Source organism: Variovorax sp. 10L426 (assembly GCF_056395305.1).
Window position 1 is genome coordinate 222,130 of record NZ_JBFTJF010000005.1, and the last position, 13,972, is coordinate 236,101.

Genomic DNA, 13,972 nt, shown 5'->3' on the forward strand with positions numbered 1-13,972 from the left:
AGGCGGATGATCCGACGTTGAACGGATGCGTGGCGACCAGGAGTCCTCATGAATCGAATTCGTCTTATTGGCGCTTGTATCGTGATCGGCGGGGCTGCCTTGCTCAGCGGTTGCGTGGCGTACCCGGCGGGGCCGTACTACAACGGCGCCGTGTATTCGGGGGCCTACCCCTACTATTCCTATCCGTATTCCTATCCGGCCTCGTATCCCTACTGGGGGTGGGGCGGACCCTCCGTCTTCATCGGGGGCTTCTACGGGTCCGGCTACTACGGCGGCGGGCGATATCCCTATTGGGGGCGTGGGGGCTGGGGTCACGGCGGATGGGGTCACACGGGCTGGGGTCAGGGCGGCTGGGGTCACGGGGGCTGGGGCAATGGCGGCTTCGGTCCTGGTCGGGGACCGGGCGGAGGCGGGGGGCGGGGGTTCGGCGGAGGCCGCCGCGCCTGAGCGTGGTGGCCTCGCGATAATCCCGCCATGGCCATCCGCGAAATCCTGAAAATGGGCGATCCCCGGTTGCTGCGCGTCGCGCAGCCGGTCGCTGCCTTCGATACCGACGAACTGCATCTGCTCATCCGCGACATGTTCGAAACCATGCACGCGGTCAACGGCGCGGGACTGGCCGCGCCGCAGATCGGCGTCGATCAGCAACTCGTGATCTTTGGCACCGATGCGGTGAATCCGCGCTATCCGGATGCGCCGCTCGTGCCGCGCACGGTGCTGATCAATCCGGTCATCACCCCCATCGGCGATGAGGAAGAAGAGGGTTGGGAAGGCTGCCTGTCGGTGCCGGGCCTGCGCGGCGTGGTGCCGCGCTTCGCCAACATCCGCTACACCGGCTTCGATCCGTACGGCGATCCGATCGACCGTGCGGTGAATGGCTTTCATGCCCGCGTCGTCCAGCACGAGGTGGACCATCTGTTGGGCAAGCTCTACCCGATGCGGGTGCGCGACTTCTCGCGCTTCGGCTACACCGAGGTCCTGTTTCCGGGCCTCGATGCGAGCGAGGACGACTGATCAGTTCAGCCGACCGCCGCTGCCGGCGACGCTGAATCGTCCGGCGCCGAGGAAGGCGACTGCCATCCCGCCGAACAGGTACATGCCCTGCAGTTCGAGCGCCCAGCCACCGGTGTTTCCGAGGGCCCACAGGGTCTTCGTGTGCACCAGCCAGATGGCCACGAGCATATTGATGACCACGATCCAGCCGGCCGCGCGCGCGTAGATCCCGGCGATCAGCAACACCGGCGCCAAGATCTCGCCGATGAGCACCAGGTAGGCCAATGCGCCTGGGAGGCCATGCGCGCTGACCTGGTTCTCCACGAACCCGAGGCCGCCCCTCAGCTTGGCAATCCCGTGAAGAAGAAGGAGCACGCCGAGCGCCACGCGCAGAACGAGCTTGCCGGTGTCGTCGGAACGAATCATGGACGAGGAATCCTCTTTGATCGGATAAAGGTAAAAGGCCCCGATTGTGTTCGATGTCGATGAGCGTTTCGCGAATGTGCATCCAACCCGCGGTTCTTTGGCAGACTCTCACCTGCCTCGTAAACTGCCCGCTGCAGCTATTTCCAACAATGAAGAGGGTCTCCGAATGAACCAACGTTTCCGCCCGGCGCTTGCCGCCGCTGCCGCCGCCCTGGCTTTCATTGCCGCGCCGGCCTTTGCCGGCAAGACGCTCGACGCTGTCAAGCAACGCGGCAGCGTCAAGTGCGGCGTGACCAACGGCGTCGCCGGCTTCTCCGCGCCCGACACGCAGGGCAACTGGTCCGGCCTCGATGTCGACACCTGTCGCGCGATCGCAGCGGCCGTGCTCGGCGACGGCAAGAAGGTGGAGTTCGTTCCGCTCAACTCGCAGCAGCGCTTTTCCGCGCTGCAGGCGGGCGAGATCGACATCCTCGCGCGCAACACCACATGGACGCTGACGCGCGACGCATCGCTCGGCTTCCATTTCACGACGATCACCTATTACGACGGTCAAGGCTTCCTGGTGCCCAAGAAGATCAAGGTGACGAGCACCAAGCAACTCAAGAACGCCACGATTTGTACTCAGGCCGGCACGACCAACGAGAAGAACGTCGCCGACTACTTCAAGGCGCAGAACATCCCTGTCAAGACCGTCGTGTTCGAGAGCTTCGAGGCCTCGTTCAAGGCATTTTTCTCCGGCCGTTGCCAGGCGTTCACGACCGACACCTCGGCGTTGGCCGGCCTGCGCAACAAGGAAGCGCCGAACCCCGACGACTACGTCATCCTGCCTGAACTGATCTCCAAGGAGCCGCTCGCGCCCCTGGTGCGCCGCGGTGACGACGAATGGTTCGCGATCGCCAAGTGGGTGCCCAACGCGCTGATTGAGGCCGAGGAGTTCGGCATCACGCAAGCCAACATCGACGACCTGAAGGCCAACAGCAAAGACCCGGCGCAGCAGCGGCTGCTCGGCACCAGTGACGACCTCGGCAAGTTGCTGGGTCTCGACAAGGACTGGTCCTATCGGGCCATCAAGGCCGTGGGCAACTACGGCGAAGTCTTCGAGCGCAACGTCGGTCCGAAATCCGTGCTCAAGTTGCCCCGCGGCGCCAACAACCTCTGGAACAAGGGCGGCCTGATGTACGGATTGCCGGTCCGATGAGTCGGCCGGCGGCCAGCGGGCGCCGCGCCGTCTGGTTCGCCTGGGCGGTGCAGGGCGTGCTGATCGCGGCGGTCGTGGGTGGCGCCTTCTTGCTGGTCCACCATGCGCTCGAGGTGCTCCGGGCGCGCGGCGTGCGCTCGGGATTCGACTTTCTCCTTCAGCCGGCGGGATTCGAGATCTCCGAAGGGTGGCTGGATTTCAACGCGGGCCAGCCATTCTGGCGCGCCTTTCTGGCGGGATTGATCAACACGATCCGCGCCGCGATTCCCGCTGCTGTCGTCGCGGTCGTCTTCGGCACGCTGCTAGGCATCGGCCGCCTGGCGCCGCATGTGCTGGTGCGTGGCCTGTGCGGCGCGTACGTCGAGACGATCCGCAACGTGCCACTGCTGGTGCAGTTGCTGATGCTGTACTTCGCGCTCACGCAACTGCTGCCGGACTCGACGGAACCGATCGAACTGGCGAATGGCTTCTGGCTCAGCAAGGGTGGTCTTTCGATGCCGTGGCCGGTGAGCGACGAGGGCGGCTGGTGGCCGAGCCACTTCGAATGGCCCGAGCGTGGCAGCTTCAACGTGAGCGGCGGCGCGGCGCTGAGCCCGGAATACCTCGCGGTCGTGATCGCGCTGGCCCTCTACACGGGAGCCTTTGTCGCGGAGATCGTTCGTGCCGGCATCACGTCCGTTTCACAGGGGCAGAAACTGGCGGCGCAGGCGCTCGGGCTTTCGCCTTGGCAGCAACTCCGGATCGTGGTGCTGCCGCAAGCGCTGCGTGTGATCGTGCCGGCGCTCACCAATCAGTTGCTGAGCCTGACCAAGAATTCTTCGCTCGCCGTCGCGGTGGGCTATCCGGAACTGGTTTCGATCGCCAACACTTCGATCAACTCGACGGGCCGGGCCTTCGAATGCATCGCGGTGATCATGGTGATTTACCTCGGGCTGTCGCTGCTCATTTCCGCCGCAATGAACCGCTACAACGCGCGTGTCGCACTCCGGGGATGGCGATGAGCGGCACGGTCCGATCGCCCGTCGCATGGCGCGCGGAGCTGTGGGGATCACCGCTGCGCGCGGCGTCGACGGTTGCGCTCATCTTCCTGTTCGGATGGGCGGGTTTTCACCTCATCGATTGGGCTGTGCTGCATGCCGTGTTTCGCCCGGACGCCGAAGCCTGCCGGGCCGTGCAGCACGGCGCCTGCTGGGGCGTGATCGCCGAGAAGTGGCGGCCCATCGTGTTCGGGCGCTATCCCTACGAAGACCAGTGGAGGCCGGCGGTCGCTGTCACCGTGCTTTCCGCGACGACGATGCTGAGCGCCTGGCCGCGCACCTGGCGGTGGTGGCTGCTGCCAGTGTGGCTCGTGACGCTGGCGCTATTCCTGGTGCTGATGCGCGGCGGCATTGTCGGACTGGATCCCGTGCCCACCAATCGCTGGGGCGGATTGCCCCTCACCATCGGGCTGGCCGTCGTCGGACTGGCGCTCGCATTTCCACTGGCGCTGGCTCTTGCGCTCGGGCGGCGTTCGCAGTGGCCGGCCGTGCGCACGCTTTGCGCGACCTACATCGAGCTGGTGCGCGGCGTCCCGCTGATCTCGGTGCTGTTCATGGCCTCGTTCCTGCTGCCCTTGCTCTGGCCGGCGGGGTGGCAGCCCGATGTGCTGATTCGAGTTCTTGCAGGGCTGTCGTTGTTTGTCGCCGCCTACCTTGCAGAGATCATTCGCGGCGGCCTGCAGGCGGTGCCGCGCGGACAGACCGAAGTGGCGATGGCACTGGGCTTCGGGCGCTGGCCGGTGCAGCGCGACATCGTGCTGCCGCAGGCGCTGCGCATCGTGGTTCCGGCGCTCACGAACAGCGTGGTGGGTACCTTGAAGGACACCTCGCTGGTCACCGTGGTGGGCTTGTTCGAGCTGACCGGCGCGCTGGGGCTTGCCCTCGGCGGCGATCCCACTTGGCGGCCGTTCTACCTGGAGGGCTACCTCTTCATCGCGCTGGTCTACTGGGTGCTGTGCTTCGGGTTGTCGAGGTACAGCGTGTGGCTGGAGCGGCGGCTGGCCACGGGGAGGGTTTAGTCCCCAGCCGCCAGACCACTCCTCAGGAAGCCAACGCCTCCAGCAGTTCCGTCTCGATCGCCGCTTGCGCCCGCTGGCCCTGCAATTCCGGCCCGCTGATCAGGAAGGTATCTTCCACACGCTCTCCCAAGGTCGAAACCTTGGCAAGCTGCAGATTGAGATGGTGCCGGGCCAGCACGCGTGCGACCGAATAAAGCAAGCCCGCGCGGTCGCTGGCCGAGATGCTGAGCAGCCAGCGTTGCGCCTTTTCATCAGGCAGCAGGCTGACGCGCGGCTTGATCGGAAAGCTGCGCACGCGGCGCGAGACGCGGCCCTTGCTCGGCGTGGGCAGCGGACCCGCCTCGCTGAGGGTCTTGGTCAGCCCGGCCTCGACCATGTTGATCAGGTCGCGGTAGTGCTCCGGAATGAAGGTGGTGATCACCTGGAAGGTGTCGAGCGCGAAACCGTTGCTCGTGGTGTGCACCTTGGCATCCAGGATGTTGAAGGATGCCTGGTCGAAATAGCCGCAGATGCGCATGAACAGGTCCGGCAGGTCGGGCGTATAGACCGCGACCTGCAAGCCTTCGCCAACCGGCGACAGCCGGGCCCGGACCAGCGGCGGCGTGCGCGGGTCGATGGGCACGCCCGGATGCGGGACGTGACGCGAAAGCTGCTTGGCATGCCAGGCGATCTCCGACGCGTCGTGGCGCATGAAGTAGCCGACGTCGAGCGTTCCCCACAGCGCCTTGTGCGAATCCAGGGGCTCCGCGTGCAGCGCGAGTTGCACGAGGGCCTCGCGCTTGCGCGACTCGATCTCGGCGCCCGGGTCGGGCATGCGGCCGCCCAGAGTGCGCAAGGTCAGACGATAAAGGTCCTCGAGCAGCTTGCCCTTCCACGCGTTCCAGACGCGCGGTGAAGTGCCCCGGATGTCCGCGACGGTGAGCAGGTAGAGCGCCGTCAGGTAGCGCTCGTTGCCCACGCGCTTGGCGAAGGCGCCGATCACCTCGGGGTCGCCCAGGTCCTGCTTCTGCGCGACCTGGCTCATCACCAGGTGTTCTCCGACGAGGAATTCGATGAGCTTGGCGTCCTCGCGCGAAATCTCGTGCTGGCGGCAGAAGCGCCGCACGTCGCGCGCGCCCAGTGTCGAATGGTCACCGCCGCGGCCCTTGGCGATATCGTGGAACAGCGCCGCGATGTAGAGGATCCACGGCTTGTCCCACCCGGCCGCGAGCTGTGAGCAAAACGGGTATTCGTGCGCATGCTCGGCGATGAAGAAGCGCCGGACGTTGCGGACCACCATCAGGATGTGCTGGTCGACCGTATAGACATGGAACAGGTCGTGCTGCATCTGCCCCACGATGCTGCGGAAGACGCGCAGGTAGCGGCCCAGCACCGACGTCTGGTTCATGAGCCGGAGCGCATGCGTGATGCCGCGCGGTTGCAGCAGCATGCGCATGAAGGTCGCGTGGTTCACGCGGTCGTTGCGGAACTTGCTGTCCATGACATGGCGCGCGTTGTAGAGCGCCCGCAGCGTGCGCGCCGACAGACCGTTGACGCCGATCGTCTTCTGGTAGAGCAGGAAGGTCTCGAGGATCGCGTGCGGATCCTTGAGGTAGAGATCGTCGCTCGCGACCTCGATCAGCCCCGCCTTTTCGTAGAACCGCTCGTTGATGGGCGTCGGTTCCTCGAACTGCGGCTGGAGACGGTCGGCGATGTTCAGGAGCAGGATCTGGTTGAGCTGTGTGACCGCCTTGGCCGCCCAGTAGTAGCGGCGCATGAGCGCTTCGCTGGCCATGCGCTGCGATTCGCCGACATAGCCGAAGGTCGCGGCCACGGCGGTCTGCAGGTCGAACACCAGGCGGTCTTCGCGGCGGTTGGCCGTCACGTGCAGGCGGGCGCGGATCAGGCTCAGCAGCGCCTCGTTGCGCTTGATCTGCTGAATCTCGAAAGTGGTGGCCAGGCCGTTCTTGGCGAGGTCATCCCAGCGGTTGCCGAAGCCCGCGGCCTTGGTCATCCAGAGGATCGTCTGCAGGTCGCGCAGGCCGCCTGGCGATTCCTTGCAATTGGGTTCGAGCGCGTAGGGCGTGTTTTCGAACTTCTGGTGCCGATGCCGCATTTCCTGCGACTTGGCGGTGAAGAAGGCCTGCGGGTCGATGGCCGCGAAGAAGCTCTTGCGGAACGTCGCGTAGAGCTTCTTGTCGCCGACGATCAGGCGCGATTCGAGCAGCGAGGTCTGTACGGTGACGTCCTTCGCCGCTTCGGCGAGGCATTCCGACACCGTGCGTACGCTGGAGCCGATTTCGAGGCCCGCGTCCCAGCAATGGCCGATGAAGGCTTCGAGACGGCCTGGTTCGATGTCCTCTCCGTGGCCCTCGGGCAGCAGCAGCAGCACGTCGACATCGGAAAACGGGAACAGCTCGCCCCGCCCGAACCCGCCGACCGCGACCAGCGCCAACTGGTTGCCGAAACCGGCGTCGGCCCACAGCGCGCTCAGTGTTTCGTCGGCCAGCGCGGCGAGCTGGCGCAGCACCGTGTGCACGCTGCGTGCGGGCGCGCGGGCGCTGCGGAGCTGGTCGAACAGGGCCAGCTTGTGGGTACGGTAGGCGTCACGCAACGAGGAAATGTCCACTGTGGCAGCCCTGGGAGGCCGATGCCACGTCAAGCCGCGGCGGTGGCGGTGACGAAAGCGGGCGGCGGCGGGCTGCCGGCCGAGAGCGTGAGCACCTCGTAGCCGGTCTCGGTGACAAGCACCGTGTGCTCCCACTGGGCCGAGAGCGAATGATCGCGCGTCACGATCGTCCAGCCGTCGTATTGGCCGCCCTTGGCGTCTTCCTTGATCTCGCGCTTGCCCGCGTTGATCATCGGCTCGATGGTGAAGGTCATGCCGGCCTTGAGTTCTTCGAGCGTGCCGGGCCGGCCGTAGTGCAGCACCTGCGGTTCTTCATGGAAGCCGCGGCCGATGCCGTGGCCGCAGAACTCGCGCACCACCGAAAAGCCGTTGCTTTCGGCAAAACGCTGGATCGCGAAGCCGATGTCGCCCAGGCGGGCACCCGGCTTGACCTTGACGATGCCGTGCCACATCGCGTCGTAGGTGAAGGTGCAGAGGCGTTTCGCCGCGATCGAGGCGTCGCCGACGACGAACATGCGGCTCGTGTCGCCGTGCCAGCCGTCCTTGATGACGGTGATGTCGCAGTTGACGATGTCGCCCTTCTTGAGCGCTTTGTCATTCGGGATGCCGTGGCACACGACGTGGTTGACGGAAGTGCAGATCGACTTGGGGTAGGGCACGGTGCTGGCGCCCATGTAGTTCAGGGGCGCCGGGATCGCGCCCTGGACCTGCGTGATGTAGTCGTGCGCGAGCTTGTCGATCTCGTTGGTGGTGACGCCGGGCTTGATGTGGGGGGTGATGTAGTCCAGCACTTCGGAGGCGAGGCGGCATGCCACGCGCATGCCGGCCACGCCATCGGCGTCTTTGTAGGTAATGCTCATGGCCGGAATTATCCCATTCGGAACGTTAAAATTCAGGGTTAGCGCGGATGGCCCCAGTCAGCGGCTGCCGCCTCATTCTCTTCATTCCCAACGCGGCCGACTGGCCGATCCGAACGTGACGTTGCCCGTGAAACCGCCCCTCCATTCCGTTGCTCCCGTGGTGACTTTCTTCGAGGGCGGCAGCGCGCTCAGCGAATTCCGGGCGCGGCAACTGCTGCCGCGCCTCCAGGCCGTCGATTCGCGCATCGAGGGCCTGAGCGCCCGTTTCGTCCACCTGGTCGTCACCGACGCTGCGATCGACCCGTCGGCGCGCGAGCGCTTCGCGGCGCTCCTGGGCTATGGCGAGCCCTTTGTCGCGCCTGCCAAGGCCGGCCTGAAAGTCGTCGTCACGCCCCGCCTGGGCACCGTGTCGCCCTGGGCATCCAAGGCCACGGACATCGCGCACAACTGCGGGCTCGCGCTCCGCCGTGTCGAGCGCGTCACCGAATGCCACCTGGCGCTGAAGTCGCCCCTGCTAGACAAGGCGCTGGGCAAGACCGCCACGCTCGAAGGCGACAAGCTCGCGGCGGTCGCCGATCTGCTCCACGACCGCATGACCGAATCCGTGCTGGCCCGGCTCGACCAGGCCGCCGGTCTTTTTGCCGAGTTGCCGCCGCAGCCGATGGCGCAGGTCGACGTGCAGGGCGGCGGCCGGGCCGCGCTGGTGGAGGCCAACAGGACCTTCGGCCTCGCGCTGGCGGAGGACGAGATCGACTACCTGGTCGACGCCTTCACCCGCCTGGGGCGCAACCCCAGCGACGTCGAGCTGATGATGTTCGCGCAGGCCAACAGCGAGCACTGCCGCCACAAGATCTTCAACGCCGACTTCATCATCGACGGCCAGCCGCAGCCGCAGAGCCTGTTCTCGATGATCCGCCACACCGAGCGCCAGAACCCGCAGCACACCATCGTCGCCTACGCCGACAACGCCTCGATCATGGAAGGCACACGGATCGAGCGCTTCGTTGCCGCGTCGGACACCGGCGGCTACGCCAAGCAAGATGCGCTGAGCCACGTGCTGATGAAGGTCGAGACGCACAACCACCCGACGGCGATCTCGCCGTTTCCCGGCGCTTCGACCGGCGCCGGCGGCGAAATCCGCGACGAAGGCGCCACCGGCCGCGGCTCCAAGCCCAAGGCGGGCCTGACCGGCTTCACGGTGTCGAAGCTATGGCCAAAGGACGGCAGCTACGGCAAGCCGGACCACATCGCGAGCCCGCTGCAGATCATGACCGAGGGCCCGCTCGGCGGCGCCGCGTTCAACAACGAATTCGGCCGGCCCAACCTGCTCGGCTACTTCCGCGAGTACGAACAGGCCGTGGGCAGCGATGGCGACACCGTGCAGCGCGGCTATCACAAGCCCATCATGATTGCGGGCGGCCTGGGCAGCATCGATGCCGACCAGACAAAGAAGATCCAGTTCCCGGCCGGCGCGCTCTTGATCCAGCTCGGCGGCCCCGGCATGCGCATCGGCATGGGCGGCAGCGCGGCGAGTTCGATGGCGACCGGCGCCAACGCGGCCGAGCTGGACTTCGATTCGGTGCAGCGCGGCAATCCCGAGATCGAGCGTCGGGCGCAGGAGGTCATCAACCATTGCTGGCAGCAAGGCGATGCGAACCCGATCCTCGCTATCCATGACGTCGGCGCAGGCGGCTTGAGCAACGCTTTCCCCGAGCTCACCAACGACGCCGGGCGCGGCGCGCGCTTCGACCTGCACGCCGTGCCGCTCGAAGAGTCCGGCATGGCGCCCAAGGAAATCTGGTGCAACGAGAGCCAGGAGCGCTACGTGCTGGCGATTGCGCCCGAGTCGCTCGACCGGTTCCGCGCGTTCTGCGAACGCGAGCGCTGCCCGTTTGCCGTGGTCGGCGTTGCGACCGAGGAGCGCCAGTTGCGGGTCGGCGACGAAGGCGCCGATGCGCAACCCGTCGACATGCCCATGGACGTGTTGCTCGGCAAGCCGCCCAAGATGCTGCGCGACGTCAAGACCGTCGAGCGCCGCTTCAAGCCCCTGGACCTGACGGGCGTGGATCTGCAGAAAGCAGCCATCGACGTGCTGTCTCATCCGACCGTTGCCTCCAAGCGTTTTCTCATCACCATCGGCGACCGCACGGTCGGCGGGTTGAGCCACCGCGACCAGATGGTCGGACCCTGGCAGGTGCCGGTGGCCGATTGCGCCGTGACGCTGGCTGACTACAAGGGTTTTGCCGGCGAGGCAATGAGCATGGGTGAGCGCACGCCGCTCGCGGCCATCGACGCCCCGGCCTCCGGCCGCATGGCGGTGGCCGAAGCCATCACGAACCTGCTGGCCGCGCCGATCGAGCTGTCGCGCGTCAAGCTGTCGGCCAACTGGATGGCGGCCTGCGGCGAGCCCGGCGAAGATGCCGCGCTTTACGAGACCGTCAAGGCGGTCGGCCTGGAACTGTGTCCCGCGCTAGGCATCTCGATTCCCGTCGGCAAGGATTCGCTGTCGATGCGCACTCAATGGCAGGACGGCGGCGCCCAGAAGAAGGTGACGTCGCCGGTGAGCCTGATCGTGAGCGCCTTCGCCACGCTGGCGGATGTGCGCGGCACGCTCACGCCGCAACTCGATGCGGAAGAGGCCGACAGCACGCTGGTCCTGATCGACCTCGGCCACGGCAAGCACCGCATGGCCGGCAGCATCCTCGCGCAGACGCTGGAACAGAGCGGCGACATCGTGCCCGATCTGGACGATCCGCAAGACCTGGTCAAGCTGGTCGCGGCAGTCAATACGCTGCGCGCCGAGGGCAAGATCCTCGCCATGCACGACCGCAGCGACGGCGGCCTGTTCGCCGCGGCCTGCGAAATGGCCTTTGCCGGCCATGTCGGCGTGGCGCTGAACGTCGACCTGCTGGTCACTGAAGGCGACGGCATCAGCGACAGCCGCGCCGAATACGGCGACGCCAAGAACTGGGCCGGCCAGGTCAGCGCACGCCGCGAGGAACTCACGCTCAAGGCCCTTTTCAACGAAGAGCTTGGCATGCTGCTGCAAGTGCGCACGTCGGAGCGCAACGAGGTCATGCAGACCCTGCGTGCCCACGGCCTGAGCACCCACAGCCATTTTGTCGGCAAGACCCGGCCTGATGCGTCGACCATGGACGCCGGCAAGGGCAAGATCGAAGTGTGGCGCGACGCCAAGGCCGTCTTCAGCGCCAACCTCATTGATCTGCATCAGGTCTGGGATTCCGTCAGCTGGAAGATCTGCCGCGAACGCGACAACCCGGACTGCGCCGACGCCGAACATGCCGCGGCCGGCGATTCGCAGGACCCGGGCGCGCACGTGCTGTTGGCGGACGGTGTCGCAGACAACGTTGCCGCGCCATTCCTGAAACTTGCGAAACCGAAGGTCGCCATCCTGCGCGAGCAAGGTGTCAATTCGCACGTCGAGATGGCCTACGCCTTCACCGAAGCGGGCTTCGAGGCTTTCGACGTGCACATGACCGACCTCCAGACGGGCAGGGCGGACCTGGCGGACTTCAAGGGCGTCGTGGCTTGCGGGGGCTTCAGCTATGGCGACACGCTCGGTGCCGGCATCGGCTGGGCGCGCAGCATCACCTTCAACCCGAAGCTGGCCGATCAGTTCAAGGGCTTCTTCGGGCGCACCGACACCTTCGGTCTGGGCGTCTGCAACGGCTGCCAGATGTTCGCCGAATTGGCCGACATCATTCCCGGCGCCGAAGACTGGCCGCGCTTCACGACCAACCAGAGCGAGCGTTTCGAGGCGCGCCTGTCGATGGTCGAAATTCTTGAATCGCCCAGCCTTTTCTTCGCCGGCATGGCGGGAAGCCGTCTGCCGATCGCGGTTGCGCACGGCGAGGGCTACGCCAACTTCAAGCACCGTGGCAATCCGGCCAAGGCCATCGCCGCGATGCGCTTCGTCGACAACCACGGCCAGCCGACCGAACGCTATCCGTTCAACCCCAACGGCAGCGCAGGCGGCCTCACATCGGTGACCACCGCCGACGGCCGCTTCACCGCGCTGATGCCGCACCCCGAACGGGTGTTCCGCAACATTCAGATGAGCTGGACGTCAGGCGACAAGAGCGAGTTCAGCCCCTGGCTGCGAATCTGGCGCAACGCCAGAAAGTGGGTGGGCTGAACGCCCAGAGCGCGACTACACCCTCGCGCAGGACATCACGCGACGCCAGCGCTCGCCCAATCCGCACGATTCGCGGCGGCGTTGAGATATGCTCCTATCGTGCAGCGCGCCGCCGCGATCATCGGTTCCGCGATCTTCCTGGTCATCGCTCCGGGCACGCTCGCCGTGTACGTCCCTTGGTACCTCACGCACTGGCACTTCGCGCCTCCGCTATTCCCGATCGCGCGCGTGCTCGGCGCCGCCCTGATCGTTGCCGGGTTGCCCATCTTGCTCGATTCGTTCGCTCGCTTCGCGTTGCACGGCCTCGGCACACCGGCGCCCGTAATGCCTCCCAAGCGCCTCGTCGTCACCGGGCTCTATCGCTACGTCCGCAATCCGATGTACGTCGCAGTCACGGCGTTGATCGCCGGCCAGGGCCTCCTGTTCGGGAGCGTCACGGTGCTGGAGTACGGCGCGATCGTGTGGGCCGGATTCTTCTTGTTCGTTGTCGCCTACGAAGAGCCTGCACTGGGCGAGCAGTTCGGCGACGAGTACAAGCGCTACCGGGCGAACGTGAGGCGATGGTTACCGCGCATCACCCCATGGCGCGGGTAGGTGGTAAGAACGCTGCGTGCGCGTCGTCGTCCAGCATCGCGATTCGCACGGCAATCGCGTCGCGCGCGTCACGTTCAAGGCCGGGCAAGCGGTCTCCGAGCCACCCGAAGGTGGTGAGGGCCGCTTTTTCCTTCCAGAAACACCGCGGAACCGGCTCCGCCGGGCCGCTGGTGTTGCCCCCGGCGAGGGGGTGGGCGGCTACACGAAGTGAGCCAACCTGGGGGAGAGCCAGTTACTCGACTTTTGCCTTGGCGCGCAGTTCTTCCTGGTACTTCTGCAGACGCTGCTGCTGCAGTTGCTGAATGATCTGCGGTTTGACTTCGTCGAACTTCGGCAGCTGTGCCTGGCGGATGTCGTCAACGCGGATGATGTGATAGCCGAACTGCGTCTTGACCGGTGCGGCCGTGGTCTCACCCTTGTTGAGCTTGACCATGGCTTCGGAGAACTCAGGCACGAAGCTCGACGGCGAAGCCCAATCCAGGTCGCCACCGTTGGCGCCCGATCCCGGGTCCTTGCTCTGCTTCTTGGCGATGTCCTCGAACTTGGCGCCCTTCTTGAGGTCGGCGAGGATCTTCTTGGCCTGGTCTTCGGTCTCGACCAGGATGTGACGTGCCTTGAATTCCTTGCCGCTGTTGGCTGCGGCGAACTTGTTGTATTCGGCTTGCGCGTCGGCGTCCGAAACGGTGTTGGTCTTGCGATAGTTGTCGAACAGCTGGCGGATCAGGATGGCCTGGCGCGCGAGTTCGAGCTGGTTCTTGTAGTCCTCGGTCGAGTCGAGGCCTTGCTTCTGCGCTTCCTGCATGAACACTTCGCGGGTGATCACTTCTTCGCGCAATTGTCCTTGCATTTCCGGCGTGACCGGACGGCCGGCGGCGGCCAGCTGCTGTGCCAGCACGTCCATGCGTGCCTTCGGCACCGGCTTGCCGTTGACGATGGCCGCGTTCTGCGCAAGCGCCGCGAGGGGAACCGCGCCAAGGAGCACGGCGGCCGCGAAGGCCTGCAAGATTTGTTTCTTCATAGGGGGAGCCTCGGTCCTGGAGGGAAGCGCGCGAAGGCGCGAGTGAAAAAAGCGCTGAAATGA

General features: G+C 65.8%; 11 protein-coding genes. 7 read left to right on the plus strand and 4 right to left on the minus strand.

Annotation, left to right across the window (positions count from 1 at the left end):
- Window positions 1-48 precede the first annotated feature (48 nt).
- Both AC1DHL_RS09560 and def read left to right on the plus strand, forming a co-directional pair.
- On the plus strand, window positions 49-447 hold the full coding sequence (locus tag AC1DHL_RS09560; protein WP_478102595.1) for a hypothetical protein: 399 nt from the start codon (window positions 49-51) through the stop codon (window positions 445-447).
- Between the two features lie 27 nt (window positions 448-474).
- Window positions 475-1,014 carry a peptide deformylase gene (gene def, locus AC1DHL_RS09565; RefSeq protein WP_478161828.1) on the plus strand — a complete coding sequence of 180 codons (540 nt, stop codon included), beginning with the start codon at window positions 475-477 and terminating at the stop codon, window positions 1,012-1,014.
- Here def and AC1DHL_RS09570 read toward each other — a convergent pair whose 3' ends face one another.
- On the minus strand, window positions 1,015-1,419 hold the full coding sequence (locus AC1DHL_RS09570; protein WP_478161829.1) for a DoxX family protein: 405 nt from the start codon (window positions 1,417-1,419) through the stop codon (window positions 1,015-1,017). It lies immediately after the preceding gene.
- Window positions 1,420-1,585: 166 nt separating this feature from the next.
- On the opposite strand from AC1DHL_RS09570, the gene AC1DHL_RS09575 reads away from it, so the two are divergent.
- The 3 genes from AC1DHL_RS09575 to AC1DHL_RS09585 are packed head-to-tail and all read left to right on the plus strand — an operon-like array spanning window position 1,586 to window position 4,673.
- On the plus strand, window positions 1,586-2,617 hold the full coding sequence (locus tag AC1DHL_RS09575; RefSeq protein ID WP_478161830.1) for an amino acid ABC transporter substrate-binding protein: 1,032 nt from the start codon (window positions 1,586-1,588) through the stop codon (window positions 2,615-2,617).
- On the plus strand, window positions 2,614-3,618 hold the full coding sequence (locus tag AC1DHL_RS09580; RefSeq protein WP_478161831.1) for an amino acid ABC transporter permease: 1,005 nt from the start codon (window positions 2,614-2,616) through the stop codon (window positions 3,616-3,618). Before AC1DHL_RS09575 ends, AC1DHL_RS09580 begins: the two co-directional genes overlap by 4 nt.
- Window positions 3,615-4,673: an amino acid ABC transporter permease gene (locus tag AC1DHL_RS09585; RefSeq protein ID WP_478161832.1), complete on the plus strand. Its 1,059-nt coding sequence runs from the start codon at window positions 3,615-3,617 to the stop codon at window positions 4,671-4,673. The genes AC1DHL_RS09580 and AC1DHL_RS09585 overlap by 4 nt, the downstream gene beginning before the upstream one ends.
- A 22-nt stretch (window positions 4,674-4,695) precedes the next feature.
- Here the strand turns inward: AC1DHL_RS09585 and AC1DHL_RS09590 are convergent, their stop codons facing one another.
- The gene (locus tag AC1DHL_RS09590) at window positions 4,696-7,281 is read right to left on the minus strand and encodes a [protein-PII] uridylyltransferase (protein ID WP_478161833.1); all 2,586 of its coding nucleotides are present in this window, start codon (window positions 7,279-7,281) and stop codon (window positions 4,696-4,698) included.
- Window positions 7,282-7,310: 29 nt separating this feature from the next.
- Window positions 7,311-8,141, minus strand: coding sequence for a type I methionyl aminopeptidase (gene map / locus AC1DHL_RS09595; protein WP_478161834.1), 831 nt, complete (start codon window positions 8,139-8,141; stop codon window positions 7,311-7,313).
- A 127-nt stretch (window positions 8,142-8,268) separates the two neighbouring features.
- Here map and purL point away from each other — a divergent pair, with 127 nt between their 5' ends.
- Window positions 8,269-12,297 carry a phosphoribosylformylglycinamidine synthase gene (purL, locus tag AC1DHL_RS09600; protein WP_478161835.1) on the plus strand — a complete coding sequence of 1,343 codons (4,029 nt, stop codon included), beginning with the start codon at window positions 8,269-8,271 and terminating at the stop codon, window positions 12,295-12,297.
- An 81-nt stretch (window positions 12,298-12,378) separates the two neighbouring features.
- Window positions 12,379-12,891, plus strand: a complete 513-nt coding sequence (locus AC1DHL_RS09605) for a methyltransferase family protein (protein ID WP_478161836.1) — start codon at window positions 12,379-12,381, stop codon at window positions 12,889-12,891.
- A gap of 232 nt (window positions 12,892-13,123) precedes the next feature.
- Here the strand turns inward: AC1DHL_RS09605 and AC1DHL_RS09610 are convergent, their stop codons facing one another.
- On the minus strand, window positions 13,124-13,909 hold the full coding sequence (locus AC1DHL_RS09610) for a foldase protein PrsA (RefSeq protein ID WP_478161837.1): 786 nt from the start codon (window positions 13,907-13,909) through the stop codon (window positions 13,124-13,126).
- Window positions 13,910-13,972 lie beyond the last annotated feature (63 nt).

Coding starts and splice junctions, on each gene's coding strand:
- AC1DHL_RS09560 (WP_478102595.1), top strand. CDS start 49: ATGAATCGAATTCGTCTTATTGGCGCTTGTATCGTGATCGGCGGGGCT.
- def (WP_478161828.1), top strand. CDS start 475: ATGGCCATCCGCGAAATCCTGAAAATGGGCGATCCCCGGTTGCTGCGC.
- AC1DHL_RS09570 (WP_478161829.1), bottom strand. CDS start 1,419: ATGATTCGTTCCGACGACACCGGCAAGCTCGTTCTGCGCGTGGCGCTC.
- AC1DHL_RS09575 (WP_478161830.1), top strand. CDS start 1,586: ATGAACCAACGTTTCCGCCCGGCGCTTGCCGCCGCTGCCGCCGCCCTG.
- AC1DHL_RS09580 (WP_478161831.1), top strand. CDS start 2,614: ATGAGTCGGCCGGCGGCCAGCGGGCGCCGCGCCGTCTGGTTCGCCTGG.
- AC1DHL_RS09585 (WP_478161832.1), top strand. CDS start 3,615: ATGAGCGGCACGGTCCGATCGCCCGTCGCATGGCGCGCGGAGCTGTGG.
- map (WP_478161834.1), bottom strand. CDS start 8,141: ATGAGCATTACCTACAAAGACGCCGATGGCGTGGCCGGCATGCGCGTG.
- AC1DHL_RS09610 (WP_478161837.1), bottom strand. CDS start 13,909: ATGAAGAAACAAATCTTGCAGGCCTTCGCGGCCGCCGTGCTCCTTGGC.